Source organism: Streptomyces nigrescens (assembly GCF_027626975.1).
GTDB classification, from domain to species: Bacteria; Actinomycetota; Actinomycetes; order Streptomycetales; family Streptomycetaceae; genus Streptomyces; species Streptomyces nigrescens.
Genome location: NZ_CP114203.1, coordinates 4,955,373 through 4,979,993, shown reverse-complemented (window position 1 = coordinate 4,979,993; position 24,621 = coordinate 4,955,373). Strand labels below are relative to the sequence as shown.

Annotated in this window: 24 protein-coding genes; 9 read left to right on the top strand and 15 right to left on the bottom strand. The window is 71.7% G+C overall.

Annotated features, from left to right (window positions below; all coding sequences use genetic code 11):
- Nucleotides 1–36 precede the first annotated feature (36 nt).
- The 7 genes from STRNI_RS22250 to STRNI_RS22220 form a co-directional block, all read right to left on the bottom strand.
- Complete coding sequence (locus STRNI_RS22250; RefSeq protein ID WP_277411876.1) at nucleotides 37–1,587, bottom strand: protein kinase domain-containing protein; 1,551 nt, start codon at nucleotides 1,585–1,587, stop codon at nucleotides 37–39.
- Between the two features lie 105 nt (nucleotides 1,588–1,692).
- Entirely contained in the window at nucleotides 1,693–1,923 is a 231-nt protein-coding gene (locus STRNI_RS22245; protein ID WP_274736837.1) for a ferredoxin, read from the bottom strand.
- A 4-nt stretch (nucleotides 1,924–1,927) separates the two neighbouring features.
- Complete coding sequence (locus STRNI_RS22240; protein WP_277411875.1) at nucleotides 1,928–3,196, bottom strand: cytochrome P450; 1,269 nt, start codon at nucleotides 3,194–3,196, stop codon at nucleotides 1,928–1,930.
- A 255-nt stretch (nucleotides 3,197–3,451) separates the two neighbouring features.
- Nucleotides 3,452–4,243 (bottom strand): ABC transporter permease, encoded by a 792-nt coding sequence (locus tag STRNI_RS22235; protein WP_277411874.1) that lies wholly within the window; start codon nucleotides 4,241–4,243, stop codon nucleotides 3,452–3,454.
- Nucleotides 4,243–5,223 carry an ATP-binding cassette domain-containing protein gene (locus tag STRNI_RS22230; protein ID WP_277411873.1) on the bottom strand — a complete coding sequence of 327 codons (981 nt, stop codon included), beginning with the start codon at nucleotides 5,221–5,223 and terminating at the stop codon, nucleotides 4,243–4,245. The genes STRNI_RS22235 and STRNI_RS22230 overlap by 1 nt, the downstream gene beginning before the upstream one ends.
- A gap of 106 nt (nucleotides 5,224–5,329) precedes the next feature.
- On the bottom strand, nucleotides 5,330–6,166 hold the full coding sequence (locus STRNI_RS22225; RefSeq protein WP_093648201.1) for a DUF4097 family beta strand repeat-containing protein: 837 nt from the start codon (nucleotides 6,164–6,166) through the stop codon (nucleotides 5,330–5,332).
- A 229-nt stretch (nucleotides 6,167–6,395) separates the two neighbouring features.
- A complete protein-coding gene (locus STRNI_RS22220; RefSeq protein ID WP_159487525.1) occupies nucleotides 6,396–6,938 on the bottom strand; it encodes a hypothetical protein in 543 nt (180 codons plus the stop codon).
- 344 nt (nucleotides 6,939–7,282) lie between these two features.
- On the opposite strand from STRNI_RS22220, the gene STRNI_RS22215 reads away from it, so the two are divergent.
- Together STRNI_RS22215 and STRNI_RS22210 are read left to right on the top strand one after the other, a co-directional pair.
- A complete protein-coding gene (locus STRNI_RS22215) occupies nucleotides 7,283–8,794 on the top strand; it encodes a serine/threonine-protein kinase (protein WP_277411872.1) in 1,512 nt (503 codons plus the stop codon).
- A 522-nt stretch (nucleotides 8,795–9,316) separates the two neighbouring features.
- Nucleotides 9,317–9,874 (top strand): DUF3291 domain-containing protein, encoded by a 558-nt coding sequence (locus tag STRNI_RS22210; RefSeq protein ID WP_277411871.1) that lies wholly within the window; start codon nucleotides 9,317–9,319, stop codon nucleotides 9,872–9,874.
- 133 nt (nucleotides 9,875–10,007) lie between these two features.
- Here the strand turns inward: STRNI_RS22210 and STRNI_RS22205 are convergent, their stop codons facing one another.
- From STRNI_RS22205 to STRNI_RS22195, 3 genes are all read right to left on the bottom strand, one after another.
- Entirely contained in the window at nucleotides 10,008–11,522 is a 1,515-nt protein-coding gene (locus STRNI_RS22205) for an alpha/beta hydrolase (RefSeq protein WP_277411870.1), read from the bottom strand.
- A 120-nt stretch (nucleotides 11,523–11,642) separates the two neighbouring features.
- Nucleotides 11,643–12,383, bottom strand: a complete 741-nt coding sequence (locus STRNI_RS22200; protein ID WP_018092325.1) for a PP2C family protein-serine/threonine phosphatase — start codon at nucleotides 12,381–12,383, stop codon at nucleotides 11,643–11,645.
- Nucleotides 12,384–12,497: 114 nt separating this feature from the next.
- A complete protein-coding gene (locus STRNI_RS22195) occupies nucleotides 12,498–13,628 on the bottom strand; it encodes a site-2 protease family protein (RefSeq protein ID WP_159487517.1) in 1,131 nt (376 codons plus the stop codon).
- Between the two features lie 187 nt (nucleotides 13,629–13,815).
- Between STRNI_RS22195 and STRNI_RS22190 the strand changes: the two genes are divergently transcribed.
- Entirely contained in the window at nucleotides 13,816–14,103 is a 288-nt protein-coding gene (locus tag STRNI_RS22190) for a hypothetical protein (protein ID WP_018092323.1), read from the top strand.
- Between the two features lie 251 nt (nucleotides 14,104–14,354).
- Nucleotides 14,355–14,765: an SET domain-containing protein gene (locus STRNI_RS22185; protein WP_026170102.1), complete on the top strand. Its 411-nt coding sequence runs from the start codon at nucleotides 14,355–14,357 to the stop codon at nucleotides 14,763–14,765.
- 191 nt (nucleotides 14,766–14,956) lie between these two features.
- On the opposite strand, the gene STRNI_RS22180 is transcribed toward STRNI_RS22185, so the two are convergent.
- The 3 genes from STRNI_RS22180 to STRNI_RS22170 all read right to left on the bottom strand — a co-directional run bounded on the left by STRNI_RS22180 (nucleotide 14,957) and on the right by STRNI_RS22170 (nucleotide 17,081).
- Entirely contained in the window at nucleotides 14,957–15,334 is a 378-nt protein-coding gene (locus STRNI_RS22180) for a hypothetical protein (protein ID WP_018092321.1), read from the bottom strand.
- A 167-nt stretch (nucleotides 15,335–15,501) separates the two neighbouring features.
- Nucleotides 15,502–16,125, bottom strand: a complete 624-nt coding sequence (locus STRNI_RS22175) for a LysM peptidoglycan-binding domain-containing protein (protein WP_018092320.1) — start codon at nucleotides 16,123–16,125, stop codon at nucleotides 15,502–15,504.
- Nucleotides 16,126–16,310: 185 nt separating this feature from the next.
- Nucleotides 16,311–17,081, bottom strand: a complete 771-nt coding sequence (locus STRNI_RS22170; protein WP_274736856.1) for a 4'-phosphopantetheinyl transferase family protein — start codon at nucleotides 17,079–17,081, stop codon at nucleotides 16,311–16,313.
- A gap of 323 nt (nucleotides 17,082–17,404) precedes the next feature.
- Between STRNI_RS22170 and STRNI_RS22165 the strand changes: the two genes are divergently transcribed.
- The 3 genes from STRNI_RS22165 (at nucleotide 17,405) to STRNI_RS22155 (ending at nucleotide 19,761) form a co-directional block, all read left to right on the top strand.
- Nucleotides 17,405–18,589, top strand: coding sequence for a sensor histidine kinase (locus STRNI_RS22165; protein ID WP_159487511.1), 1,185 nt, complete (start codon nucleotides 17,405–17,407; stop codon nucleotides 18,587–18,589).
- 48 nt (nucleotides 18,590–18,637) lie between these two features.
- On the top strand, nucleotides 18,638–19,357 hold the full coding sequence (locus STRNI_RS22160) for a response regulator (RefSeq protein WP_277413305.1): 720 nt from the start codon (nucleotides 18,638–18,640) through the stop codon (nucleotides 19,355–19,357).
- 224 nt (nucleotides 19,358–19,581) lie between these two features.
- Nucleotides 19,582–19,761 (top strand): DUF5708 family protein, encoded by a 180-nt coding sequence (locus tag STRNI_RS22155; RefSeq protein ID WP_018092316.1) that lies wholly within the window; start codon nucleotides 19,582–19,584, stop codon nucleotides 19,759–19,761.
- A gap of 59 nt (nucleotides 19,762–19,820) precedes the next feature.
- Here the strand turns inward: STRNI_RS22155 and STRNI_RS22150 are convergent, their stop codons facing one another.
- Together STRNI_RS22150 and STRNI_RS22145 are read right to left on the bottom strand one after the other, a co-directional pair.
- Nucleotides 19,821–21,068, bottom strand: coding sequence for a helix-turn-helix domain-containing protein (locus STRNI_RS22150; RefSeq protein WP_107451428.1), 1,248 nt, complete (start codon nucleotides 21,066–21,068; stop codon nucleotides 19,821–19,823).
- 903 nt (nucleotides 21,069–21,971) lie between these two features.
- On the bottom strand, nucleotides 21,972–22,505 hold the full coding sequence (locus STRNI_RS22145; protein WP_277411869.1) for a DUF6344 domain-containing protein: 534 nt from the start codon (nucleotides 22,503–22,505) through the stop codon (nucleotides 21,972–21,974).
- 337 nt (nucleotides 22,506–22,842) lie between these two features.
- Here STRNI_RS22145 and STRNI_RS22140 point away from each other — a divergent pair, with 337 nt between their 5' ends.
- The gene (locus STRNI_RS22140; RefSeq protein WP_277411868.1) at nucleotides 22,843–23,781 is read left to right on the top strand and encodes an ABC transporter ATP-binding protein; all 939 of its coding nucleotides are present in this window, start codon (nucleotides 22,843–22,845) and stop codon (nucleotides 23,779–23,781) included.
- An 11-nt stretch (nucleotides 23,782–23,792) separates the two neighbouring features.
- Nucleotides 23,793–24,611, top strand: coding sequence for an ABC transporter permease (locus STRNI_RS22135; protein WP_381844103.1), 819 nt, complete (start codon nucleotides 23,793–23,795; stop codon nucleotides 24,609–24,611).
- The last annotated feature ends 10 nt before the right edge of the window (nucleotides 24,612–24,621 follow it).

The window sequence follows — 24,621 nt, the reverse complement described above, 5'->3', positions numbered from 1 at the left end:
TGCGGGCGGTGAGGGGAGCACGCAGGCCGGGCCCGGCTACCCGGTCGGCTGCCGCCCGCGCCCGCCGGAGGGCCGTGCGGCAGCGGCTGGGGGTACGGCGCCCCCGGCCCTCTGCGCCGTGGAGGGCCCGGCAGTGCCGCCGGACGGCGACGTCCGGGTGCGGGACTTGAGGACCTGGGTGCCGATGGCGAGCGTGACGGCCAGCAGGAGGACGTAGAAGACGCCGATCTTGCGGAGGTCGTCGAGGAAGAACCAGACGGATGCCAGGGACGTGAACCAGAAGGCGACGAGCGCGAAGCCGCCCGTGCGCTCGTCCTTGTATCCGGCGGCGAGGCACAGCGCGGAGACGACCCCCAGGACCAGGGCGATGATGACGTAGCTGGTTTCCCAGCCGATGTTGGCGCGCGCCAGCTCGGACCACACGGCCACGGCCTCCGCCACCGGGCCCCAGGCCACCGCGCAGGCGAGCCGGGCCGACCACAGCAGCAGCACCGCTCCCGCGACGCCGGCGAGCAGCGCGACCCGGGTGAACTGACCGACCTCGATCATGTCGGTCCGGGATATCACCAGGGACAGGAAGCAGCCGAGCAGTGCGACCGCGCCTTCGGCCGTCGGCCGGAACGCCACCCGTGCCGGCTTCCGGCGGGCGGACCGTGGCACCGGTGCGCTCGCGGCGGGCCCGGGCGGGGCCGCCGGGGCGGGGCCCGCGGCCGCGGGATCGAGCGCGGTGGGGGTGGGGAGTTGGGAAGCCGGTGCGGAGTGGGGCGCCGCGGCGAGCGCCGCCTGCATCGCGGCGGCATCCGCGAAGCGGTCCTCCCGGCGCTTGTGCAGGGCTCTGGCGATCACGGCGTCCACGGCGGGCGGGAGTTCCGGGCGGAGCTGCGAGGGCGGCACCGGTTCCGCGGCCAGATGCTGATGCATGACGGAGAACGGTGAGTCCCCGGTGTACGGGGGACGCCCCGTCAGCAGCTCGTACAGCAGACAGCCCACGGCGTACAGATCGGTGCGGTGGTCGGTCTCGCCGCCGTTGATCTGCTCGGGGGCGAGATAGGCGGGGGTGCCGACCGCCACGCCGGTCCCGGTCAGCCGGGTGGCCACCTCGCTCAGCGCCTTGGCGATACCGAAGTCGACGACCTTGACCGCGCCGGACGCCGTGAGCATGACGTTCGCGGGCTTGATGTCCCGGTGCACGATGGCGTGCCGGTGGCTGTGGTCCAGCGCCGCCAGCACCTGTCCCGTGACGTCGACGGCCTGCGCCACCGACAGCGGGCCGTCCCTCAGCACCTGGCTGAGGGTCCGGCCCGCCACATATTCCATGACCAGATAGGGCTCGGCCGCACCGCCGCCGGCGTCCTCACCGACGTCATGGACGGTGGCCACACCGGGGTGGTTGAGCGCGGCCGCGGCATGCGCCTCCCGCTGGAAGCGGGTGAGGAACTCGGGCTGCATCGCCAGCTCGGCGGAGAGGGTCTTGACGGCGACGGTACGGCGCAGCCGGTGGTCGACGGCCCGGTACACCGTCCCCATGCCGCCGTGCCCGAGCTGCTCCACCAGCTCGTACCGCTGCCCCAACATCCTGTGTTCCACCGGGTTCCTCCAGGGACCGATCACGCCAACACGCCGGAAGACGTACGGGAGGGCGGTCGGGTTCCCCGCCCGGCAGGGAGCGGCGGCACGGGGGGCGGTGCCGGGCTAGGGCGTGTCCGGGGGCGAACTGCCCGCTCCGCCCTGCTCGATGACGGTGAGGGCGGCGGCCGGGCAGAGTCCGGCGGCCAGCCGGGCCGTGGCGTGCAGCCCGGGCGGGGGCGCGGCGGTGCGGAGCAGGACCAGCCCGTCCTCGTCGTCCTGGTCGAACACCTCGGGGGCGGTCAGGGCACACATCCCGGCGCCGATACAGCGGTCGCGGTCGATGCTCAGCTGCATCGGGCTACTCCTTGTCCCAGGTGACGGGGAGCCGGTGCACCCCGTAGATGTTCATGGCGTCGCGCAGCGGTACGTCCTCGGGCGGGACGGCCAGCCGCAGCGTCGGGAAGCGGCGGAACAGCGCCGGGAAGGCGACCCGCATCTCGACCCGGGCCAGCTGCTGGCCCAGGCACTGGTGGGCGCCGTGGCCGAAGGCCAGATGGCCGGTCGCCTTCCGCCGCAGATCGAGGGTGTCGGGGTCGGGGAACTTCAGCGGGTCGCGGTTGGCGGCCTGCACCGAGACGGCGACGGTATCGCCGGCCTTGATCAGCTGCCCGTCCAGCTCGACGTCCTCCAGGGCCGCCCGCAGCCCGGTGTGAGTGATGGTCAGATAGCGCAGCAGTTCCTCGACCGCCTGGTCGGCGAGGCCGGGGTCGCCGCGCAGGGCGGCGGCCTGCGCGGGGTGGCTCAGCAGGGCGAAGGCGCCGAGCGCGAGCATGTTCGCGGTGGTGTCGAGACCGGCGGCCAGCAGGAAGCCGCCGATGCCGGCGAGTTCGTCATCGGTCAGGTCACTGGTGGTCAGATCGCTGAGCAGGTCGTCGGTGGGGTGGGCGCGCTTGGCCACCACCAGTTCGCGGACGCATTCCGCGAGCGCGGTCATGGCAGCCATCTGCTCCTCGGGAGCGGCGTCCGGGCTGCTCAGCATCGCGGTGTGCTCCTGGAAGCGCGCGCGGTCGGACGGCGACACCCCGAGCAGTTCGCAGATCATCAGGGCCGGGACGGGGTGCGCGAACGCCTGGACCAGATCGGCCACCGGTCCCTGGCGCTCCATGGCGTCGAGGTGGTCGGCGGTGATCTGCTCGACGCGGGTGGCGAGTTGGCGCATCCGGCGGACGGTGAACTTCCCGGCGAGCAAGCGCCGGTAGCGGGTGTGCTCCGGTGCGTCGATCCCGGTGAGGTCGCCGAGCGGTGCCGGCGGCAGGGAGCCGGAAGGCCCGCCCGGGAGGGGGTAGCGCAGCAGCTCGTACCGGGAGCTGAAGCGGGGATCGGCGGCTATCGCCCGGACCACGGAGTGGCCGGTGGCCAGCCAGCCCACGTGGCCGTCGGGGTAGCGCATCGGGCGCAGCGGCTGCTGTTCGCGCAGCTCCGCCAGCTCGGCGGGCGGGTCGAAGGGGCAGCCCGGGGTGCGGGTCACCGGCAGGGTCACCGGCTCGGGGTGCACCGCTGTTCCGTGAGCGGTCTGCTCGGTCGTGGGTGTGGGTGCGGGTGCGGGTGCGGACGGTTCGTGCTGCATGGGTCCTCCGGTGCAGATGACGGCACGGTGAAGCGGCGGGCGGAGTGCGAGGTGGAGTGCAAAGTGGCGCGCAAGGCGGCGTGCAAGGTGGAGCGCGCGGTGAAGTGGTGCGGTGGCGGGCGGGCGGTGCACACGCGGTGAAGGGGTGCGATGCGCTGCATGCGCGGTGAGTGCGTGGTGAGTGCGCGCGGTGAAGTGGCTTGTGCAGCGGCCGGCCGGTGAAGTGGCTTGCGCAGGGGCCGGTGGAGCGGCCGTTCAGCGGGTGGCGCTGCGGCGGAAGGCCGAGCGCGCCCACAGGTAGCCGACCAGGGTGAGGCCGACGCACCAGGCCACGGCGGCGATCCACTCGGCGCCGACCCCGGTGCCCATCAGCAGGCCCCGCAGCGTCTCGATGACGGGGGTGAAGGGCTGGTACTCGGCGAACCAGCGCAGCCCGGTGGGCATGGACTCCGGGGGGACGATGGCGCTGCCGAGGAACGGGAGGAACTGGAACGGCAAGGGTATGTTGCTGGCCGTCTCGGGATTCTTGGCCACCAGGCCGATGGCGGCCGCCAGCCAGGTCAGCGCCAGGGTGAGCAGGGTGAGCAGACCGGCGGCGGCGAGCCATCCCAGGGGCGTGGCATGGGTACGGAAGCCCATGAGGAGCGCGACGCCGATGACGAAGGCGATGCTGACCAGTGTCTGCAGGACACTGCCGACGACATGCCCGGTCAGGAAGGACGCACGGGAGATCGCCATCGTGCGGAACCGGTTGACGATGCCTTCGGTCATGTCGACGCAGACGCCGACCGCGGTGGCCAGGGCACCCGAGGTCGCGGCCATGAGGATGATGCCGGGGGCGACATAGTCGATGTACTCGGTGCTGCCGTCGGCCGCCCCGCCGATGCCGGTCCCCAGGGCGCCGCCGAAGACATAGGTGAAGAGCAGCAGCATCAGGACGGGCATCGCGATGACCGAGACCGTCATGGAGGGGTAGCGCAGCGCATGCTTCAGATTGCGCCGCAGCATCGTCCGGGCATCGCGGGCCGCGTAGGACAGGGTGGTCATCAGGCGTTCTCCTTCAGGGAGTTGGCCTCGCTGGCGGACCTGTCGCGGCCGGTGAGGGTGAGGAAGACATCGTCGAGGTCGGGGGTGTGCACCGTCAGTTCCTCGGCGCGGATCGACGCACGGTCCAGGGTGTCGAGGACGGCGCGCAGGGCGGGGACGCTGCCGTCCCCGGGGACGTGCAGAGTGAGCGCTTCGCTGTCGTGTGCGGTGGCGTCGAAGAGCGCGGCGGCCGAGGCGAGTGCGGACACGTCCTGGAACCGGAGGCGGATATGACCGCCGGGGATCCGTCGCTTCAGCTCGTCCGCGGTGCCTTCGGCGACCAGCTTTCCCTGGTCCAGGACGGCGATGCGGTCGGCGAGTTGGTCGGCCTCCTCCAGATACTGCGTGGTCAGGAAGATGGTGACGCCGTCGTCGGCGACCAGGCTGCGGATGATCTCCCACATGGTGCGCCGACTGCGGGGATCGAGTCCGGTCGTCGGCTCGTCGAGGAAGATGATGCGCGGGTCCCCGACCAGGGTCATCGCGAGGTCGAGCTTGCGGCGCATCCCGCCCGAGAAGGTGACGACGGGCTTGGTGGCGGCCTCGGTGAGTTCGAAGCGGCGCAGCAGCTCGGTGGCCCGCCGACGGCCTTCGCGGCGGTCGAGATGGTGCAGGTCCGCCATCAGGAGCAGGTTCTCCCGGGCGGTGAGCAGATTGTCGACCGCCGAGAACTGGCCGGTGACGCCGATTGCGGCGCGTACGGCATCGGCCTCGCGGACCAGGTCGTGACCGGCGACCCGCGCCTGGCCGGCGGTGGCGGGGATGAGGGTGGAGAGGATCTGCACGGTGGTGGTCTTGCCCGCGCCGTTGGGCCCGAGCAGGGCGAAGACCGTGCCTTCGGGGATGCGCAGGTCGATGCCGTCGAGCACCACCTTGTCGCCGTAGGACTTGGATAACCCGGTGGTACTGATCGCCGACGCGACGGCGGTCGTGGAAGTCATGATCATGACACTCCCGCTTCTTGGGTGTGGTGGTAGTGGCCGCCCAGAAGCGGCCGAGGTCTGGTCAGGGGCGGTCGAGGCCTGGTCAGCAACGTCCGAGGCCTGGTCAGGAACGGCGGATCAGGATGTTGCCGACGCTGGTGTGGGCGCGTACTTCGACGGTCTCGGCACTGTCGCCGGGGCCTTCGGCGGCACCGAGGTCATTGCGCACGCTGCCCGCACCGGTGGTCACCTCCAGCCAGGCGGCGGTGGACTCACGGATGCCGACCTCCAGGTCACCGGCGGCGGCCTGGAGCGCGACCTGGCCGCGGGCCACTTCGCCGATCCGGATGGCACCGTTGGCGGACTTGGCGTCGACTCCGGCGTGCGCGACACCGACGGAGATGAGGCCGTTGGACGCACGCGCCCGCAGCGCGCCGGTGACCTCGCCGATCATGGTCCCGCCATTGCCGTTCTTGACCAGCGCCTCGCCCCCGATCTCACCGACCTCGATCTGGCCCGCGCCGACGAGCTCGGCATCCCCCGACACCCGGTCCAGCCGGATGGCGCCGTAGTCGGTCCGCAGGTTGACGGCCTCCGCCTCGTCGACCTGGAGATCGCCGAACGAGGTCTTGAGCCGGCACTCGCCGAGCCGGCCTTCCACCGTGAAGTCCGCCATGGGCGCGGTGCCCAGGAGGTCCGAGCCGGCCGGCAGCTCGATGGTCACATCGAGGGATCCGGACTTTCCGAAGAGCGAGCGCTTCCTGGGGCCCTTGACGAGCAGCTTGCCGCCGGAGCAGGTGACCTTGGTCTGCTGCGCGGCCCGCACATCGGCCTCCGCGGTGGCGTCGCGCGGCAGCACCTCGACGACCGTGTCGATGCGCTTGCTCGCGGCGATCCGGACGGAGCCGAGGTCGAGCTCAATGGTGACGGAGAGCGGTTCGGGAGTGTCGAAAGCAGGCATGGCTGTGCCGTCCTCATGACTGGTGTGAGTTCCCGCCGGGAGGGCGGGTGAATGAATGAGTGAGTGAGTGAGTTAAGCGAGTGAGCGAGAAGTGGTGCGGTGCGTTGGCGCTGTGCGTTGGTGATGCGCCTTGGCGCTGTGCCTTGGCGCTGTGCGTCGGTGCAGGGGCGGGGTGGTTCTCGCGGCCTCCGGTTGGCGGTCGGTTCCCGATCCCCGGGCGTGGCCCGTCCTAGCGGACCCAGCCCGTGTAGCCCTGCTGGCCCCGGTGGTGGGAGCTGCGGCCGGTCGTGGGGCGGCTGGGGGCGCCCGGCTCCAGGGCGGTGGCGACGGCCCGCACCAGCCAGGCGTTGACCGAGAGGCCCTCCTGTCCTGCGGCGTCCTCGACCCTGGCCTTGAGATGGGCGGGAAGGCGGAAGTTGATCCGCGCGGTGCCGCCCTCGTCGGCGTCCGAAGGAGCCGGGGGCGCGGGTGCCCGCGGCTCACCGGCCGCCGCCTCGGGCAACTCCGCCTGCCCGTACGGCTCCTGGACCGGTGGTGCGGTCACCACGAACTCGGGGTCGAGCCCGCGCAGCCGCAGATCGACCGACCCCGGTGCCAGGTCGCGGGTGATCTCGGTCATGGCGGAGGAGAGTGCGTTCAGCAGCGTGAGCCGGACGGCCGACTCCAGGGGGGTGGTGAGCCGCTCGGCCAGGGCACGGGCTTCGTCTCCGCCCGCGTCCGCGGCGACCGCGAGCTCGTGCCGGAGATTGTCGACGTAGGGCGTGAGGTCCATGACGCCATAGTGGCACTATCATGGCGCCACCGCAAGTCACCATGGCGCATGAATGGCACCAATGGCGCCACGGCGGCACCATCCGAGGCGCCACACATGCACCACACCACCTCTCGCGCGCAGCTCGGGGGCGCCACGGTCGCGGCCGGGGAGGGAGAAACCGGGGCGGCCGGGGACGAACGGGGGCGGCCACCGCGGCAGTTACCGCCGCGCACAGCGGCCCCGCTGCTGCGGCCCGCCCACGGCACCGGCCACCGCGGAATGCCACCCTCCGGGCCGCTCGGATGCGCGGGCTATGGTGCTCTCGCAGACTGTGCAACGCGTGCGGCGGAGGAGAACTCACGGTGTCCGATCTGGGACGGCTCGTGGCCGACCGGTACCGGCTGGTGGAGCGGGTCGGCCGCGGCGGCATGGGCACGGTGTGGCGGGCCGAGGACGAGCTGCTCGGGCGGCCGGTCGCCGTGAAGAAACTGCTCGTACCGCCGCACCTGAACGACGACGAGATCGAGACGCTCTACGAGCGCACCCGCCGCGAGGCCCGCAGCGCCGCCCGGATCACCCACCCCCATGTGATCGTGGTGCATGACGTCGTCGACGACGAGGGCCTGCCGTGCATCGTCATGGAGTACATCCCCTCGGTCACCCTGGGCGACCTGCTGAAGCGCAAGGGCGCGCTGCCGCCCGATGAAGCGGCCCGGATCGGCCGCGGCATGGCCGCCGCACTGCGCGCCGCCCACGACGCCGGGGTGCTGCACCGGGACGTCAAGCCCGCCAATGTGCTGCTCGGGAACGACGGGCGGATCGTCCTCACCGACTTCGGCATCGCCGTGCAGGCCGGGACGCCCTCGCTGACCCGGACCGGCGAACTGGTCGGGTCGATCCAGTACCTCGCGCCGGAACGCCTCCGGACCAACATCGCCGAGCCCGGCCCGGCCTGCGACCTGTGGTCCCTCGGCGCGACGCTGTACCAGGCGGTCGAAGGGCGCCCCCCGTTCGGCCGGGACACCGCGATCGAGACGGCGTACGCCATCGCCACCGAGGAGTACCCGCCCCCGCGCAACGCCGGTGACCTGGGCCCGGTCATCGAGGGGCTGCTCGTGAAGGAACCCGGGGGGCGCATGGACGCCCACGAGGCCGAACGCCTCCTGGGCGGCCACACGGCCGGCACGGTGACCGCTCTCGGCGATCAGCCCACCCGGCCGCATCGCGCCGAAGTCCCCGCGGTTCCCTCCCGGGAGGGCAGGCGCGGCCGCCGCACGGTGCTGTGGGGTGCCGCGGCGACGGCCCTCGCCGCCGCCGTGACCGGTGGTGTGCTGCTCTGGCCCTGGGGCGGTACCGGTGCAACGAGCGCCCGCCCGGCCGGGGCGAACGCCTCCAGCCCTCCCCCGAGCACCAGCCCTTCCGCGCCGCCGCCGGTTCCCGCCGGGTACCACCTCAAGAAGGAGGGTTCGGACTTCTCCCTCCCCATACGGGACGGCTGGAAACGCCAGGACCCGCCGGGCGCCGAGATCGCCTATGTCTCCGGGCTGGCGGGCCTGCGGATCAACATCGTCCCGTTCGCCGGGGAGTCCGATCCGCTCCGGCACTGGCGGGAGACCGAAGAGGACCAGACGCGCCGGGACAACCCGAACTATGAGCGGGTCAGGATGGACCCCACGACGTTCCGGGGACGGCCCGCGGGGTACTGGGAGTTCACCTTCGACGGCTCGAAACGGAAGTACCGCGCGGTGGAGCTGGCGTTCAGCAGCACCGACGGCACGCAGTACGTGGTCTACCTCGTCGCGCCGAACGCCCAGTGGAACCAGTACCGGCCGGTCTTCGACACCGCCGTCAAGGGAATCCGGCTCGGCGGTTAGCCTCCGCGCTCAGTGGTCGGCGTAGTAAATCCTTCGGGGGTTGTTCACGCTGCCGGTGCGGTGCTGCCAGGGCTTGAGCGCGTCCTGGGCCGGCCGGCGACGCACGGTCGACGCCGACATGAACGGGGCGATGCCCCGCCGGACGGCCTCACGGGCCAGTTCCGGGCAGGCCCGCCTGGGCGAACCGGCCACGCCAGCGGCGCGATGGCGGGCGAACCGACCGGCCGAAGTGGATCACTGGTACCCCGCAGCCCGCCCCGCCCGTCACCGCCCCGGCCCCCGAAATGACCGGTGCAAGAGGCCACTTGGACAGGGAAAACGCAACTTCGACATGGCCCGCGGAGGCCGCTACCTTCACCTGGTCTTCGGCGATCGCCCACGGTCGCACAGGAGTTCCTTCGGACTGAGCCACCCGCGACGGGATGAGTTGGTCACGCCCCACGACTCCTCGCCCCCGTGCGTAAGCAACTGAACCGGGTCCACACCGGGGCCACACCAGGCACCCCAACCAGGAAGAGATGCATGCCCCATCTTGCGCTGTACACATTCGGCGTCCTGAAGTCACCTCTCGCCGATCCCGCACCCCTCACGCACGAGTTCTACGACCTTGGTGAGGCCGTCTACCGGAAGATCAGTCAGCACCCCGGGTACCTCGCGCGTGCTGAAGCGGCGGACGGTGACCGGGGCATGCACTTCGAGGCGGACTGGGGTGCATGGGGAGAGTTCGCCGTACCGACCTGGTACGGCAAGGGCCGCACGGTGGAAACCACCGCCCTGGCCGCGACACTCTCCCTCTGGACCGACCTGCGCCCCGCCTTCGACGCCGTCTACACCGGTCTGCACCGTGAGGCGCTGAACCGGCGTTACGACTGGTTCGAGAGGGCAGAGCACCCGAATTACGTGTGCTGGTGGGTCGCCGACGGCGCGATACCCACCTGGCAGGACGGGGTTTCCAAGCTGGAGCACCTCCACGACCACGGCTCCGTGCCGCACGCCTTCACCTTCCACCACTCATTCGCCCCGGACGGAACTCCGACCAGGGTCAAAGGCATCGGGCCGAAGAGCGACCAGGTTCGCTGACAAGGGAGGCTTCGCCCTCTGCCTCGCGAGCACCGATGAGTACCAAGACGCAGCCGACCACTCAGCCTCGGCGGTCGGCCTCGGCGGTCGGCCTCCGCGCACCCCAGCCGCTGCCCCCTCGGCCGCCGCAGTCTCAGCCGCCGCAGTGGCTGTCCGTCTGCGGCCGCCGCCCCATCGTCAGGAAGGCGGTGACGGTGCGGTCGCCGCAGGCGGGGCCGTTGTTCAAGTAGGCGCCGTGGCCCCCGTGTTCGAGCGTGAGCAGCCGTGCCCGCTCGCCCAGGGCCCGGCGCATCCTCAGCGCGCCGAAGTACGGGGAGTAGGGGTCCCGGCGGTTCTGGACCATCAGGATGTTGGACGGGCCGTCGGCGGTGATCCGGGTGGGCGGCTCCGCCGGTGCCTGCCAGAAGCCGCAGGGCGTGATGTTGACCGGCAACCCGGCCGTGAGCGGGTGCCGGGCGCGGTCGGCGGCCACCGCGCGCCGGTGGGCGGGGACCGACGCCGGCCAGCGCACATCGTTGCAGACGGTGGCCGTCATGGCCGCCGCGTCCTGGTCCGACAGCGGCCCCGCGAGGGTGTCCGGCAGCACCGGCTCGGCGGCCGGATCCTGGGCCTGCTGGATGAGCCGGGCGGTCCCGGCGAACAGTGCGTCGCTTTGCAGGGCGTTCTGCAGCGCCTGCCGTAGCCGGTTGCCGGTCAGCGGGACGCCCGGTGTGGTGGACTCCTTCGGTTCGCGGTCCAGCTTCGCCGCCAGCGCGAGGAACAGCGGCCGGACGTCCCGCGTCCGCCGCGCCAGCCGCAGCCCCTCGCTCTCCCGTGCCGGGTCGGCGGCCCAGGCCGCGAAGTCGGGGAAGCGGTCGTCCGTGCCCGCCGACGTGTTCGCCAGCCATCCGCGCCCCACCCGGGCCGGGTCGGGGTCGCTGCTGCTGTCCAGCACCCAACGGTCGGTGTGCCGCGGGTACTTCTGCGCATACACCGCTCCGACGTACGTCCCGTACGAGTACGCCCAGGCCGACAGCTTCTCCTCGCCCAGGGCCCGGCGGAGGCGGTCGATGTCGCGCGCCTCGTTCACGGTGGTGAAGCTGCGCAGCACGGCACCGCCATGGCGGCGGCACGCCTCGGCGATCCGCCGGGAGCGGGCGGCGTTCCCGTCGATCTCGCCGTCCGGCCCCGGCCAGGACCGCAGGGTCACCAAGTGCCGGTCGGCCGCGTCGAGTTCACAGCTCGCCCGGGTGCTTCCGCCCGTTCCCCGCGGGTCGAGGCCGACCAGGTCGTACGCCCCCGCCATCGCCTTGCGCAGCGCCGGCCCCTTCGCCGCCAGCCGCTGCACCCCGGACCCGCCCGGCCCGCCGGGGATCACCAGCAGCGTCCCCCGCCGCGCCGCGGGCCGCTCACTGCGCACCCGGGTCACGGCGAGGCTCAGCTGCGGGCCGTCCGGGTCGCGGTAGTCGAGCGGTACGGGCAGCCGGGCGCACTCCTGGCCGGCCGGGCCGCCGGGCTCGGCGCAGGGCCGCCAGGCGAGGGCGGGCACGGTGGCGCCGGGAGCGTCAGGAGCGTCGGCGCGGACCGCCGGGGCGGCCGCGGTCAGGGTGGTGGCGACGGTGGCGACGGAGAGCGTGAGGAGGAGGGCGCGATGGGGGTAAGTCGTCATGGGGCAAGGGTGGTTGAGCGGTCCTCCACCGCCCATCCGGCAGACCTGAGACCGGAGGTGGGGTTAGCCCGAGGATGCGGCGTCGCGCGCCGTGGGCCGTTCCGGACCGGCCGGTCCGCGCTACTCGCCGATGCCGATCAGCGCCAGCGTGATGTTGTCGGGGCCGCCCGCCTCGATGGCGGACTTCCACAGTTCGAAGGCGGCCCGGCCGCCGCTGTGGAGTTGCAGCACGTCGTTGAGGGCGTCCTCCGGGACGGGGTCGGTCAGACCGTCGGTGCACACCAGGTAGCGGTCGCCCGCGGACAGCGGCACTTCGGTGACATGGGCGGTGATGGCGCTGAACTCCGGTGTGCCGCCGAGCGCCTGGGTGACGAGCGAGGTGGTGCGCCGCCCCGGCGACAGCGGCGGGCTGTCGTCCACGCTCACCTGGCGCAGACCGTCCGCCGTCGTGTCGAGCACCCGGCTGTCGCCGACGTTGAACACCAGCAGCGACTCCGCCAGGACGACCGCTCCGGCGACCGTCGTGCCCATGGTGGACAGCTCCGGGTCCCGGCCGGCGGCCGCGTACACCGCGCCATTGCAGAGGTTCAGGGCGTCACGGACGGCTTCCTCGGTGCCCAGGGTCGGACCCAGCGCCGCCAGTTGCCGTACGGCCAGGGCGCTGGCCACCTCTCCGGCCGGCTGCCCGCCGATACCGTCGGCGACCGCGACGACGAGCGGGGTCCCGAGCGGGAACACCAGGGTCTGCGGGTTCTCGGTCATGGTGCCGCAGAGCGTCCAGGGGCCGGCCACCAGGCTGTCCTCGTTGTGCTCGCGGAGCAGGCCGGGGTGGCTCAGCGCGGTCACGGTGACGTACTCCATACCCCTGTCCCGTTCCGGGCCTCCGCTCCGGCAGGCCCCGTGTCCCCCGGGGCGTTCCGTACCACCATTGTGGGCGCCGACGGGCGGCGGCGCGCGTCCGCCGCGGTCCCCCGGTCAGGCGCTCTCCTTTCCGCCCAGGGTGCCCCGCTGCATCAGCCGGGAGATGTCCTTCCCGGTGATGATCCCCACGAGATGCCCCGCGTCCACGACGAGGATGCGGGCGCCGGTCCGCAGACTGAGCTTGTCCAGCGCCTCGGTCAGCAGATCGTCCGGGGCGGCGACCGCGCACTGGGACAGCGGGGTCGCGACCTCGCGTACCCGCAGCGTCTCCCGGCTCGGGGCCGGTACCGTCGCGAGCCGGCGCACCTGCACGATGCCGCTGGGGCGGCCCTCGAAGTCGAGCAGCGGCAGCGCGGAGTGCCGGGAGTGCACGGCCACCTCGTCGATGAAGCGCTGGACGGTCAGCCAGTCGGCACCGCCGGCCACCGGAGACGACATCGCCTCGTCGACCCGGAGCCCCCGCAGCGCCCGGTGCAGGGCCGCGCGACGCCGCTCCGCGCCGGCGACGATCATGATGAAGAGGCCGATGAAGATGATCCACAGCCCGCCCGGCGCCCCGCGCAGCACCGAGATCCAGCCGGCGGCCACCAGCAGCAGCCCCATGATCTGCCCGCCCCTGGCAGCCGCCAGGTCCGCCCGCTCCCGGTCCCCGGTGCGCCACCACAGCACCGCCTGCACCACCCGGCCACCGTCCAGCGGCACGGCGGGCAGCAGATTGAACACGCCCAGGAACAGATTCGCCCAGCCCAGCCAGGCCAGGACGACGGAGGGCACGGCCCAGCCGGACAGCCCGTGCAGCCCGACCCCGGCCCCCAGCGCGATACCGCCGATGACCAGGCTGATGAGCGGCCCGCTGACCGCCACCGCGAAGGCCGCCCCCGCGCTCTGCGGCCGCCCCATCCGGGTCGTTCCGCCCAGCGCCCACAGCGTCACGTCCTGCACCGAGATCTTCTTGCGCAGAGCGGTCGCGGCATGTGCCGTCTCGTGCAGCAGCAGGCTCCCCATGAGCAGCGCGGCCCCGACGACCCCGCCGACGGCGTACACGGCGTCCGAGCGCCCCGGCGTCCAGACGGGCAGGCCCTGCCGGCCGAGTCCGTACGCGAACAGGCCCACCAGCAGCGGCACACTCCAGTGCATACGCAGCGGTACCCCGACCACCTGTCCGACGCGGACCGAGCCGTTCATCGTCGTCTCCTGCCGGCCCGGCGCCCGGTCCCTCCGGGCAGGTCTCGCCGACCCGCGCTCCGTGAACCGGCCGCCCGGCACCCACCACAATTGTCGCTCGCGGAACCTACGCTGGAAGGACGGACCGGCACGCTGTCCGTCCGGACGGCGCCGCCGGTCGTCACCGACGAACTGCCGGAGGTGCGCCATGGGGCACAGCCACCACTTCCATCTCGATCAGGGTGACCACTCGATCACCGTGAACGTCGGGCCCGGCCGGTCCGGGGAGATCGAGCTCCTGGTCGACGGCAAGGTGGTCGCGTACCAGAAGGAACACAGCGCCGGCATGAATGTGCTGACCGGCGAACTCCCCGAAGAGCCCGCCCACCCCTTCCGGGTCCTGCTGCGCCAGCCGCACCTCGTCCCCTCCATGCCCCGGTGCACGCTGGAGCTGGACGGTGTGGAGCAGCCCATGCCGGAGCGGCTCGTGCTCTGAGCGCCGGATGCCGGATGCCCGGCCGCTCCCGGTGGCCCGCCGGCCGCGGACCGAGCGCCCCTGCCCGCCGCCGGTCCTCTTCGCCTGCCCGCGCACGGCCGGCCGTCCCGCGAAAGCCCCACGAAGTGTTGGGCCACCCGGCTGATTGTGGCCGCCGGGGGTTTTGCTCCCCGCGGGTTGAACGCCGGTGCGGGCCGACCGCGGCAGCACGATACGTCTGGCATCCGAAGGACGAAGAGGCGAGGAGCGACGTGAGAAGAATTGCGCAGGCAAGCACTGTTGTCGGGGCGTGCGGGCTGGTGCTGCTCGGCAGCGGGGTGGCCCGGGCCCAGGTGATTCCCAGCGACTCCCTGCTCGCCGCCGTCGTGGGCGCCGACGTCGGCACCGTGGCCGGCATGGTCTCCGGAGTGGTCTGCAACAACCGGCTCGCCGACTTCAACTACAACTCGCCGGTCTTCCGGTCGCCGCACCCCTGCATCAACGGTCCGGTACGCAGCGGCAACAGCCTGAACAGCGGCAACTTCATCAACCACGGCAACCCGAACAACAGCGGCAACATCGCCAACACCAACGGGTCGACCAACAGCGCCAACGCCGTCACCGGCGCTTCGCAGGGCAGCGGCAACAGCGTGCAGCACATCGTGAAAGGCCTCCTCCACTGACAGGGACCGGCCCCTGACACGGCTACGGCCCACGGTCCTCTTCGACAGCCGTTCCCCGAGCGCCCGGCGGATTCCGCCGGGCGCTCGCCGTTTCCCCCGCGGTCGTGCGGCGCCCCGGCCATCCGGCGCCCCTTCCGGACATGCCTCCGGCCCCGGACGCGCCGGGGCCGGAGGGCCTGATCAGCGTCGGGTCACAGCTTCTGCTTGCCGCCGCGGCCGATGTGCTGCTGGTTGTTGCTGGTCTTGTTCTCGGCTCCGGTCGTGCCGCCGGCGTCGTCGTTGGTGTTGCCGTTGACGTTGGTCGGGCTACCGCTGTTGCTGTTGTTGCCGGACAGGTGGACGTTCTGCGAGTTCCGGACGTTTCCGCTGTTCAGCGGCCCGTTGATGCAGATTCTGGCCCGGTTGCGGCAGCTGAATCCGGCATGGAAGTTGGCGAAGGTGTCGCTGTTCCACACGCCGTCCCCGTCGAACGGCCCGTCCCAGGCCTGTGCGGGCGACGCCCCGCCGACGGCCAGGAGCAGACCGCAAGCCCCTGCAATCACAACATTGATGCGTGCCATGTTCTTCACTGTGTGCTCCTGCACCTCGCGGTTGGTACCCCGCGCCTTGCTACCGGCCGTGCCCCCATCCACCAAGCCTGAGCAACGGCCCGTCCCGCGCATTCACCCGCACCGATCAGCGGATTCACCGTGACGGCCCCCAGGCGCACCGCGCCCGGCGGAGCGCGGCGCCGGACTCACGCCCGCAGCTGCAGCCGCTGCCCCGGGTAGATGTGGTCCGGCCCCTTGTCGAGGGTGTCCTTGTTCAGGTCGTACAGGGCCTTGGTGCCGCCCGGGGTACGGGTGCGCTCCGCGATGACGGAGAGGCAGTCGCCGGGCTGCACCACATAGGTGCGGGCGGTGGGGTGGCCGGAGGAGGTGCGGCTGCGGGTGCGGGGGGCCGCCTGCGGGGCCGGGTCGTCCGACGCGTTCCGCTCCGTGGCGCGGGAGGTGCTGTCGCCGTCGTCGGTGGTCCGGGCGCAGTTGGGCCAGGCCGACAGGCCTCGGTCCCGGACGATGCGCTCAGCGATGGCGATCTGCTCGTCGCGGGTGGCGAGGTCGGCGCGCGGGGCGTAGCGGCGGCCTCCGTAGGCGCGCCAGGTGGCGGGGTCGATCTGCAGACCGCCGTGGTAGCCGTTGCCGGTGTTGATGTGCCAGCGGCCGTTGCTCTCGCAGGCGGCGATGCGCTCCCAGTCCGGTCCCGGGCGGGCGGGCGAGCCGGCCGCCGCGGCACTCGGGGCGGCCAGGCCCAGGACGCTCAGCAGAACCAGCAGCACGGACAGGAGCGTTTCGACGGACCGTTTGGCGAGGGGCGACGGCATGACGGCAATCCTCCGCTGTGCTCCGACAACGCCGTGGCGCAGTACTCGCCACGACCGGTGGGCACCCACCAACCAACCCGGCAATATGGTTTTTGCCGTGTCCGGGCGCCGCGACATGCGGGGGTTTCACCCGGGTGGGCGCGCCTGCCGGTGCGTGCGCCGACGCCCCTGCGGAAACCGGGGAATCAGCCGACGGGGTAGGAGAAGGCCGGGGTGAGCGCGAGGGGTTCCGGGACGGCGACGGCGAACTCGTACGCGGAGGAGAACGCGATGTTCCGCACCGAGACCGGGACATCGAGCCCGTGGGGGCCGGGGACGGTGACCGTTCCGCGGTCGCCGGGGAACCCCGCCTCGATGCGCTCCGGCGCAAGGGACAGCCCCCGGCCGACGGCCTGCAGGGCGGCGTCCTTGCGGACCCAGAAACGGGTGACGAGACGGTCGCGCTCGGGGGCGGGGCGGGTGGCCGCGATGCGTGACTCATGGCCGGTCAGCACCTCGTAGGGGGTGTCCGGCGGGGAGGCTTCGGGACGGACGGACTCCACCGAGAAGCCCATCCGGCGGGCGTCGTCCCCGCAGGCCACGACCAGCAGACCGCGGGTTCCGTACAGTTCCCAGTGCCCGGCGGCGGCCATCGCGGCGCTCACCCGCTCGGGGAGCCGGGACAGCAGCCGGCGGCGGTCCGCGCCGTCGAGGGTGGCCCGGGAACGGCCGTTGAGGGCCGGGCAGTCGTCGGGGGAGAGGCCCGTGCCGGATCCGTGGGGAGAAGCGGATCCTACGGGGACGACGAAGACCGGGACGGTGGTGGCGGAGTCCGGGGCGGTGGTGGCGGAGTCCGGGTGACCGGGTGCGGGAGCGAGCGGTGCCGGACAGGCGGGGCCGGGGTGGGGCCCGGGGTCCACCACGTGGTCAAAGGGGGCTTGGGGAGACAGATCGAGAAGAGCGGCGTTCGATTTCACGTACTTTCCGTCCTCCGCAGTTGAGCGGTGCCGAGGCCATACCGGGTGAGTGACTACCCGTCATAGGGATGGCCCCTCCCCCTTTTCGCCTCCAACGATCGATACGGACAGCCCAAGTTTGCAGACCCTCCGCAGCGTTCGAGTCATCCCTCCTGCTGATGTACGGCTACATACTTCGATGTACAGCAGAGCGCCCCGAATTCCGGCGCCAGGGCCAGGAGAACGGGTAACCCGCCGAATACTGTCCTGGTGTGTGGTTACGTCCATTCCCCAGTACGCACGCGCGCCGGCACCCCTTACCGCTCCGTGACCTCAGATTGGCAGTGGGCTTCTTCGCCGGCTGCCTGATCCTGTATGTCGTGGGCGGGCCGCGGGTCATGGGGGGCGATATTCCCGCCTGGCAGGCCGTTCTGCCGGTGCTCGTGCTGTGTACCGCGACCGTCTTCCGCAGTGCCCTGCCGCTGGCCGCGCTCGCCGTCGGCACGCTCACCGTCACCGTCGAGTTGATCGCCGGCGGCGGGATGGGCCCCGTGCTCGTCTATACGGATCTGCTCTATGCGGCCGCCCTGTACGGCGCCCCGTGGCTGTGCCGGGTCCTGCAGATCGGGACCGTGGCGGCCACTCTGGCGGCCACCGTCGCGCTGGTCCTCATCGGCGACCGCTCCGAGGGGGTGACGACCGGCATCATCATCGCGGTGCTGCTCATCTCCCCCGTATGGACCGCGGTGGTGATCCGCAACCACAAGGAGCGGGCGGATGCCGAGCGGGAACGCGCCGCACAGATCGACCGGCTGGCGGAGCTGGACCGCAAGACCGTGCTGCAGACCGAACGCACCCGTATGGCCCGTGAGCTGCACGATCTGGTGGCCAACCACCTCAGTGCCATCGCCATTCACTCCAGCGCCGTGCTCTCCCTGACCGAGGCACAGCGGGAGAAGGACGGTGCGGCCGAGGAGGATCCGGTGCTGCGGGCGCTCTCGGTGATCCGGGAGAACAGTGTGCAGGGACTGGCCGAAATGCGCCGGATGGTGGTGCTGCTGCGGTCCGAGCGGGGGGTGTCCGACGACTGGGACCGTCCGCAGCTCAACGCGCTCGGCGCGCTGGTCGACCAGGCCCGGCCGGCCGCCGACGCGGCGGGGCTGACCCTGCACACCGAATTACCGGAGAAATTCCCCGAGGTGTCTTCGGTGATCGAGGTGACGGCGTACCGGATCGTGCAGGAGGCGCTGACCAATGTCCTCAAGCATGCCGCGGCGGGGCGGGTGCGGATCCACTGTGAGGCCGGCGCCGAGCAGCTGACCCTCTCGGTCGACAGTCCGCTGGCCCGCCCCGACGGCCGGCCCCGGCAGCGTCCCATGGAGCAGCTGACGGCCGGTGCGGGCGCCGGGCTCACCGGGATGTCCGAGCGGGCCGCCCTGGTCGGCGGCAGCTTCGACGCGGGGCCCGACCGCACCGCCCCGGGGCGTTGGCGGGTGCGGGCGGTGCTCCCGCTGACCCAGAACCCCTAGGAGACGAGAAAGGTGGCACAGCCAGTGAAGGAGTCAGCGGCGGACGAGCTGAGGGGCGGGGCGGCGACGGCGCCGGGGGAGCGCCCGGCGGACGGGCCCCCGGGCATCCGGGTGCTGGTGGCCGACGACCAGGCGGCCGTACGGTCCGGGCTGGTCCTGGTGCTGCAGACCGACCCTGCCATCACGGTGGTCGGTGAGGCCGGAGACGGTGTGACGGCGGTCCGTATGGCCGCCGAACTACGGCCCGATGTCGTCCTGATGGACGTCCAGATGCCGCAGCTCAACGGGGTCGCCGCCACCCGCAGCATCGTGGCGCGCGGCCTCGCCCAGGTGCTGGTGCTGACCACCTTCGACCTCGACGAGTACCTCTTCGGGGCGCTGCGGGCCGGGGCCGGCGGCTTCATCCTCAAGAACGCGGAACCGGCCGTACTGGTGGGCGCGGTACGGGAGGTGGCGTACGGGGAGGGGTACCTCGCCCCGGCCCTCGCCCGGCGGCTGATCCGCGAGTTCGCCGGGCGGCAGCCGTCGGCGGGCGCCACCCTGCCGGACGGCGCCGCACAGGCCCTCGACGGGCTCACCAAAAGGGAGTTGGAGGTGCTGGCCTGTATCGCGGGCGGGCTGGGCAACAGCGCCATCGCGGAGCGGCTCCATCTCGCGGAGGGCACCGTGAAGACCCACACCAGCCGCATCCTGTCGAAGCTGAAGCTGCGCAGCCGGGTGCAGGCGGCGATTCTGGCGCAGCAGCACGGGATAGCCCTGCGGGGGTAAAAGAGAGCGCTCCCAGTGCGCGCCCCCGACCGGCCCCTGATTTTCTCCCGGCCGCCCCCCTAACCGTCCCCTAGCCGCCCCTGACAGGGCCGGGGGAGTACATAGAAAGTGACAGCCGGCGAGCGGAAAGTGCCTACCTGCGGATGATCCGAATGTGCCGGTCCGGGCGGAACACTGGTCCGCACAAGGAGTCCGCCACCATTCACACGGAGCGAGGGAAACCCATGAAGGGTGTTGCCTTAGGCATTGTTCTGACGATCGCAGGTCTGGCCCTTTGGCTGACCACGGAGGAAGTGGAGAATGCAGTCATCTCGCTTCACAAGGCCGGGCTGATATTAGCGATCGTCGGTGCCGCGGAGGCATTGTTCGCACTACTGGGTCTCGCAAAGAAGACCAAGAAATAACGCTCCCCGCACGGGGCGAAAGAATATGCGGCGCTACGCAGCCTTCATCCCGGCGGTCGTCAGTCCCGCTTTTCGATGAGCTCCGTCAGCCGTTCCCGGGCCCGCTCGGCGTGCCGGTAGGCCTGGGCCCGCCGGAACAGTTCCGCGGAATACCGGAAGTGCCCGGCGGCCCTTTCCCGGTCGCCCGCCCGCGCACATGCCGCCGCGACCTCCCCCAGCGCGGCGGCCTTCTCATGACTGCGGCCGGTGTCCGGGAGCGCGGCCAGCTCCGCGCCGAGGGCGAAGAGCCGGGCGCGGTCACCGGCCACCTCCGCACCGGCCGCGTCCGCGGTCGTCAGCCACAGCGGGAAGCCCGGCTCCTGGGCCACCGAGGCGACCACCAGACCGCGCTCGACGATGCTGCGGGCCGCCGCCGTCTCGCCGCGCCGCAGCAACAGCAGCGCGTAATGGCCGTTGATCTTCTCCCACAGCGGGAACCCGGCGGCGGGGGTGACCCGGCGCGCACACTCGCCCAGCAGCTCGGTGGCGCGCTCCGGCTCACCCCGGTCCCGCAGGTCGAGCGCCCGGTGCAGATCGACGGAGGCGCGCGGCCCGGGGAGTACACCGTCCGCCGGGGGCCGGCCGTGGTCGGTATCGGGCGCCCAGTCCGGGCAGCCGCTCCAATAGGCGCAGCGGGTCAGCACCTCAAGGACGAGCAGCGAGTGAAAGCCGGTGCCGGGGCGCTGGCCGGCGCATTCGAGGTGGCCGGTCAGCGCGTAGCGCAGTCCGTCCTGGACGCGGCCGGCCGACTCCAGCAGATCGGCGAGCGCGATCAGGGCGCGCAGCCGGGGCTCGGCGTACGGCTCGGGGGCGAGCACCTCCAGCATCCGCCGCAGGACCTCGGCGCCCTCATCGGCGCGGCCGAGCGTGCCCAGGATTTCCGCGATGGCGAGCTGGGCCTCGGTGAAAACATCGTCCTGCCGGTGGGCCGGCTCGATCTCGGCCAGCTCCCGGAATTCCGACAAGGCCCCTTCGACGTCACCGCCGTCCCATTGCCTGCGGGCCGCCACCAATCGTCCGACCAGATCGAGCCGGCGGGCCCGGCCGGTATCTTCCGCGGGCGCGACCGCTCCGGATATTTCCGCCACACCGACCCCGAGGCGTTCCGCCAGGATCTTGAGTGCCCAATCGCTGGGAATGCGCTTCCCGTGCTCCACCAGCGAAATGTAACTGGAGGACATTTCGGGTCCGGCAAGGTCGTGCTGTGTCATTCCCGCACTGACCCGGAGCTCTTTGATTCTCCTCCCGGTGTCCGCCAGCTCAGGCATTCCACAAACCCTCCGGATTTCGAACGGTGGATGACCCCGGGCGGCCGCGTCAAATCGCCGAGTCACAATGAGTGCTCGGGACTTTACCAAGGGGTCAAGAAGAAGTCGACCAATATGCGGATACTTTCACCGGCCTTCGCCGGGCGCACAGAGATCATTTCGAGGGGATGCGCGCAATGCGGACATCGCCCGCAAGGAGCCGGCACACCGCACCGGAAAACCGGTCGCCCGGTACACGTCATCGCACGGTCGCCGGGGCCCTCGGGGGCACGCATCGGCGCGCTGCGCCGCCGCCCGGAAAACATCACGGGCGCGCGGAGATACATCGGGACGTCGGGCGGCACTCGCCCGGCCCGCGGTCCATGCCGTCGACCACCTGCCGCTCACGGCCCACGGAAGTCCCGACTCGCATGCACTGCGTGCCGAGCTCGGGCTGGAGCTGGGAGAAGGCCCGGCGACCGGCGCCCCGGTCGGGGCGAAGCGGCAGAACTCCGGGGGTACGTCGGGTAGTTCAGGTCTGTGGTCGTGCGGTGGCTGAGGCTGTAGCTGTCACTGCTGCTGCTCTAGCTACTGCTCTTGCTGCTGCTTTTGGTTCGGCTGCGCTGTGCCGGGTCTCCCGTTGATGCGGGTCTACGTCCGTCCCGGCGCCTTCAGGTGGTTCACGTCTGCGTACGTTTCACGTGGAACATGCCGGCTTCTGCACCCTCGTCCGCGCCTGCACCCAGACCTACGTCCGAACCTGCGTCTGCCTCTGTCTCCGGTGCAACACCGCTGCGTGCTGCCGCGATGGCTCATGTCACCGTGCTGCTGACTCCGTGCTGCTGACTCCGTGCCGCCGCGCGGTCTGTGTGCGCTGCCGCCTGGGTCATGCGTGTGGTCATGCCTGTATGCGCTGCTGCCGGTTCAGACAACGCGGGCGGTGTGCGCACGGTTGCGGGCCGCCGGAATGACGGCGGAGCGTGCGTCCGCGTCGGTCCGGCCGGCGTCCGGCGTGGTCCCGGCCGGGTCGGTGAAGTCGTCGGCCGTCAGCGGCTCGGCGCCGGAGGTGATGCGGCTGCGCATCCCCGGCGAGGTGCCATGGGCCTCGGCACTGATGCGCTGCTTGATCGTGGGCGGCAGCTCCGGGCGGGGGAACATCCGGCGGGCGGGCCCGGCTTGGCCGTACAGCGGCACGGTGCGGGGAGCGGGTACGGCACGACTCCCCCTTTCCGGCTGGTGATCCGGCTCGGTGCAGCGCCCCACATCCGGGGCGTCACCACCCGGGGCCTCGCTGCCCGCGTTCCCCTTGTCCGCGTTCCCCTTGCCCAGGGTCCGCTCGTACAGTGCGGCGTCCCGGCGCGCGGCCGACGCCGCCGCGGAGACCCCCAGTGATGCCAGCAGCTTGCCGAGCATGACAAGGCACACCGCCCAGAACTTCATGACCTTGGTCGCAGCCATGGCCCCTCGCTTTCGGTCGGGATCTCCCCGAGAGATCCGTTGCGTCTACTTCGTTGCGCTTCCTCTGTTGCTTCGCTTCAGTTGCGCCGCTACCGGTGCACCACTTGGATGGCGTCGCTTCTGTTGCGTTTTCTTATGATGAGTACGTAATGGGCGGATTCACGGACCGACGCCCCCGGATCGGCGTTCTTCCGATGAACACCACCCGTACGCAGTAGCCGAGGGCCGTGGGGGCAGGCGGCAGGCAGGTCGTAGCCCCCGGTCAGCCGATCGGTTGATGCCGTTCCGAGCGCAACGGGCGATGTGCCCTCGGGTGCGCGGGGCGGATTCTCGGGTTATGGGAATCATCGAAGTCAGCGGGCTGCGCAAGGCCTACGAGGGCCGGGCCGTGGTCGACGGGGTCTCCTTCGCCGTCCAGGACGGGGAGATCTTCGGCGTACTCGGCCCGAACGGCGCCGGCAAGACGACGACCGTCGAGTGCGTCGAGGGCCTTCGCGTCCCGGACGGCGGGACGGTCCGGGTGGGCGGACTGGACCCGGTGGCCGACCATGACCGGGTCACCCAGATCCTGGGCTCCCAGCTCCAGGAAAGCGAGCTGCAGGCCAAACTCACCGTGCGGGAGGCGCTGGAGCTCTACTCCGCCTGCTATCCGCGCCCTGCCGACTGGCGACAGCTCGCCGAGCGGACCGGCCTCACCGACCGGCTCTCCGCCCGCTTCGGCAAGCTCTCCGGCGGCCAGAAACAGCGGCTGTTCATCGCGCTTGCGCTAATCGGCAATCCGCGGGTGGTGGTGCTCGACGAGCTGACCACCGGGCTCGATCCCCGCGCCCGCCGGGACACCTGGCAGCTGATCGAGGAGGTGCGCGCCGCCGGTGTGACGGTGCTGCTGGTCACCCACTTCATGGAGGAGGCGCAGCGGCTGTGCGACCGGATCGCGGTGATCGACCGTGGCCGGGTCGCCGCGCTGGACACCCCGGCGGGCCTGATCAGCAAGGCCTCGCGGTCCGTTGTCCTTTCCTTCAACCCGTCGGCGCCGCTCGACCCGGCCGAGCTGGCGGCACTGCCGGAGGTCGCCTCCTTCGAAGGGACCGGGCGGGCCGCCGGACAGGGCGTGACGGACCCGGCCGACGAGCGGCTGGTGATCCACGGGACGGACGCCACCGTCGACGCGGTGATCTCCCTTCTTGCCCGGCACCGCATCACCGCCCGGCACCTGCGCGTCGCCGACGCAACGCTCGACGACGCATTTCTCGATCTGACCGCACAGGAAGCCTGAGGTTGCCTGATATGCCTGCCACGCCCGCGCCCTCTTCGGCGACGCGCTCGCCGCAGCCCACCCCCGGCCCTTCTGCCCCGGTGAAGGCCCGGTCCGCCTCACGCGCCGTCCTGATGACGGAGGCGCGGCTGTTCCTGCGTGAACCCGGGGCACTGTTCTGGATGCTGGTCTTCCCGACCCTGCTGCTGACGATCCTCGGACTGATCCCGTCCTTCCGGGAGGCCAGTCCGTCACTGGGCGGGCGCCGGACCATCGATCTCTACGTTCCGGTGGTGCTGCTGCTCGCCGCGATCACGGCCGGAATCCAGGTGATGCCCTCGGTGCTGACGGGCTATCGGGAACGCGGCATTCTGCGACGGATGTCGGCCACGCCGGTGCGGCCCGCCGCGCTGCTCGGTGCGCAGATCGCCCTGCACGGCGCGGCGGCCGTGCTCTCCATGGCAGTGGCGCTCGTCGTGGGCAGGCTCGCCTTCGGTGTGGCGCTGCCCGAGCAGCCCCTGAGCTATGCGCTGGCGCTCGTCCTGACACTGTGCAGTGCGCTCGTCATGGGCTGTGTGATCTGCTCGCTCTCCCCGTCGACCAAGGCGGCCGGGGTGGTCGGGTCGGCGGTCTTCTTCCCGATGATGTTTGCGGCGGGCGTGTGGGTGCCGGTCCAGGCGATGCCGGACCTGCTGCAGCGGATCGTCCAGCTGGTGCCGTTCGGCGCCGCCTCGCAGGCGCTCGCCCAGGCCTCGTCCGGCCACTGGCCCGGCTGGTGGCAGCTGGCGGTGCCGGCCGCCTGGGCCCTCGTGCTCGGTTGGTTCGCCCACCGTCAATCCCGTTGGGAGTGACGGTGAGGGG

Excerpts from the sequence above, each read along its gene's own strand:
- STRNI_RS22200 (WP_018092325.1), bottom strand. The coding sequence starts at position 12,383 with ATGGAGTACGTCACCGTGACCGCGCTGAGCCACCCCGGCCTGCTCCGC.
- STRNI_RS22205 (WP_277411870.1), bottom strand. The coding sequence starts at position 11,522 with ATGACGACTTACCCCCATCGCGCCCTCCTCCTCACGCTCTCCGTCGCC.
- STRNI_RS22190 (WP_018092323.1), top strand. The coding sequence starts at position 13,816 with ATGGGGCACAGCCACCACTTCCATCTCGATCAGGGTGACCACTCGATC.
- STRNI_RS22240 (WP_277411875.1), bottom strand. The coding sequence starts at position 3,196 with ATGCAGCACGAACCGTCCGCACCCGCACCCGCACCCACACCCACGACC.
- STRNI_RS22225 (WP_093648201.1), bottom strand. The coding sequence starts at position 6,166 with ATGCCTGCTTTCGACACTCCCGAACCGCTCTCCGTCACCATTGAGCTC.
- STRNI_RS22245 (WP_274736837.1), bottom strand. The coding sequence starts at position 1,923 with ATGCAGCTGAGCATCGACCGCGACCGCTGTATCGGCGCCGGGATGTGT.
- STRNI_RS22210 (WP_277411871.1), top strand. The coding sequence starts at position 9,317 with ATGCCCCATCTTGCGCTGTACACATTCGGCGTCCTGAAGTCACCTCTC.
- STRNI_RS22155 (WP_018092316.1), top strand. The coding sequence starts at position 19,582 with ATGAAGGGTGTTGCCTTAGGCATTGTTCTGACGATCGCAGGTCTGGCC.
- STRNI_RS22235 (WP_277411874.1), bottom strand. The coding sequence starts at position 4,243 with ATGACCACCCTGTCCTACGCGGCCCGCGATGCCCGGACGATGCTGCGG.
- STRNI_RS22175 (WP_018092320.1), bottom strand. The coding sequence starts at position 16,125 with ATGCCGTCGCCCCTCGCCAAACGGTCCGTCGAAACGCTCCTGTCCGTG.
- STRNI_RS22145 (WP_277411869.1), bottom strand. The coding sequence starts at position 22,505 with ATGGCTGCGACCAAGGTCATGAAGTTCTGGGCGGTGTGCCTTGTCATG.
- STRNI_RS22195 (WP_159487517.1), bottom strand. The coding sequence starts at position 13,628 with ATGAACGGCTCGGTCCGCGTCGGACAGGTGGTCGGGGTACCGCTGCGT.
- STRNI_RS22140 (WP_277411868.1), top strand. The coding sequence starts at position 22,843 with ATGGGAATCATCGAAGTCAGCGGGCTGCGCAAGGCCTACGAGGGCCGG.
- STRNI_RS22230 (WP_277411873.1), bottom strand. The coding sequence starts at position 5,223 with ATGACTTCCACGACCGCCGTCGCGTCGGCGATCAGTACCACCGGGTTA.
- STRNI_RS22135 (WP_381844103.1), top strand. The coding sequence starts at position 23,793 with ATGCCTGCCACGCCCGCGCCCTCTTCGGCGACGCGCTCGCCGCAGCCC.
- STRNI_RS22150 (WP_107451428.1), bottom strand. The coding sequence starts at position 21,068 with ATGCCTGAGCTGGCGGACACCGGGAGGAGAATCAAAGAGCTCCGGGTC.
- STRNI_RS22220 (WP_159487525.1), bottom strand. The coding sequence starts at position 6,938 with ATGGACCTCACGCCCTACGTCGACAATCTCCGGCACGAGCTCGCGGTC.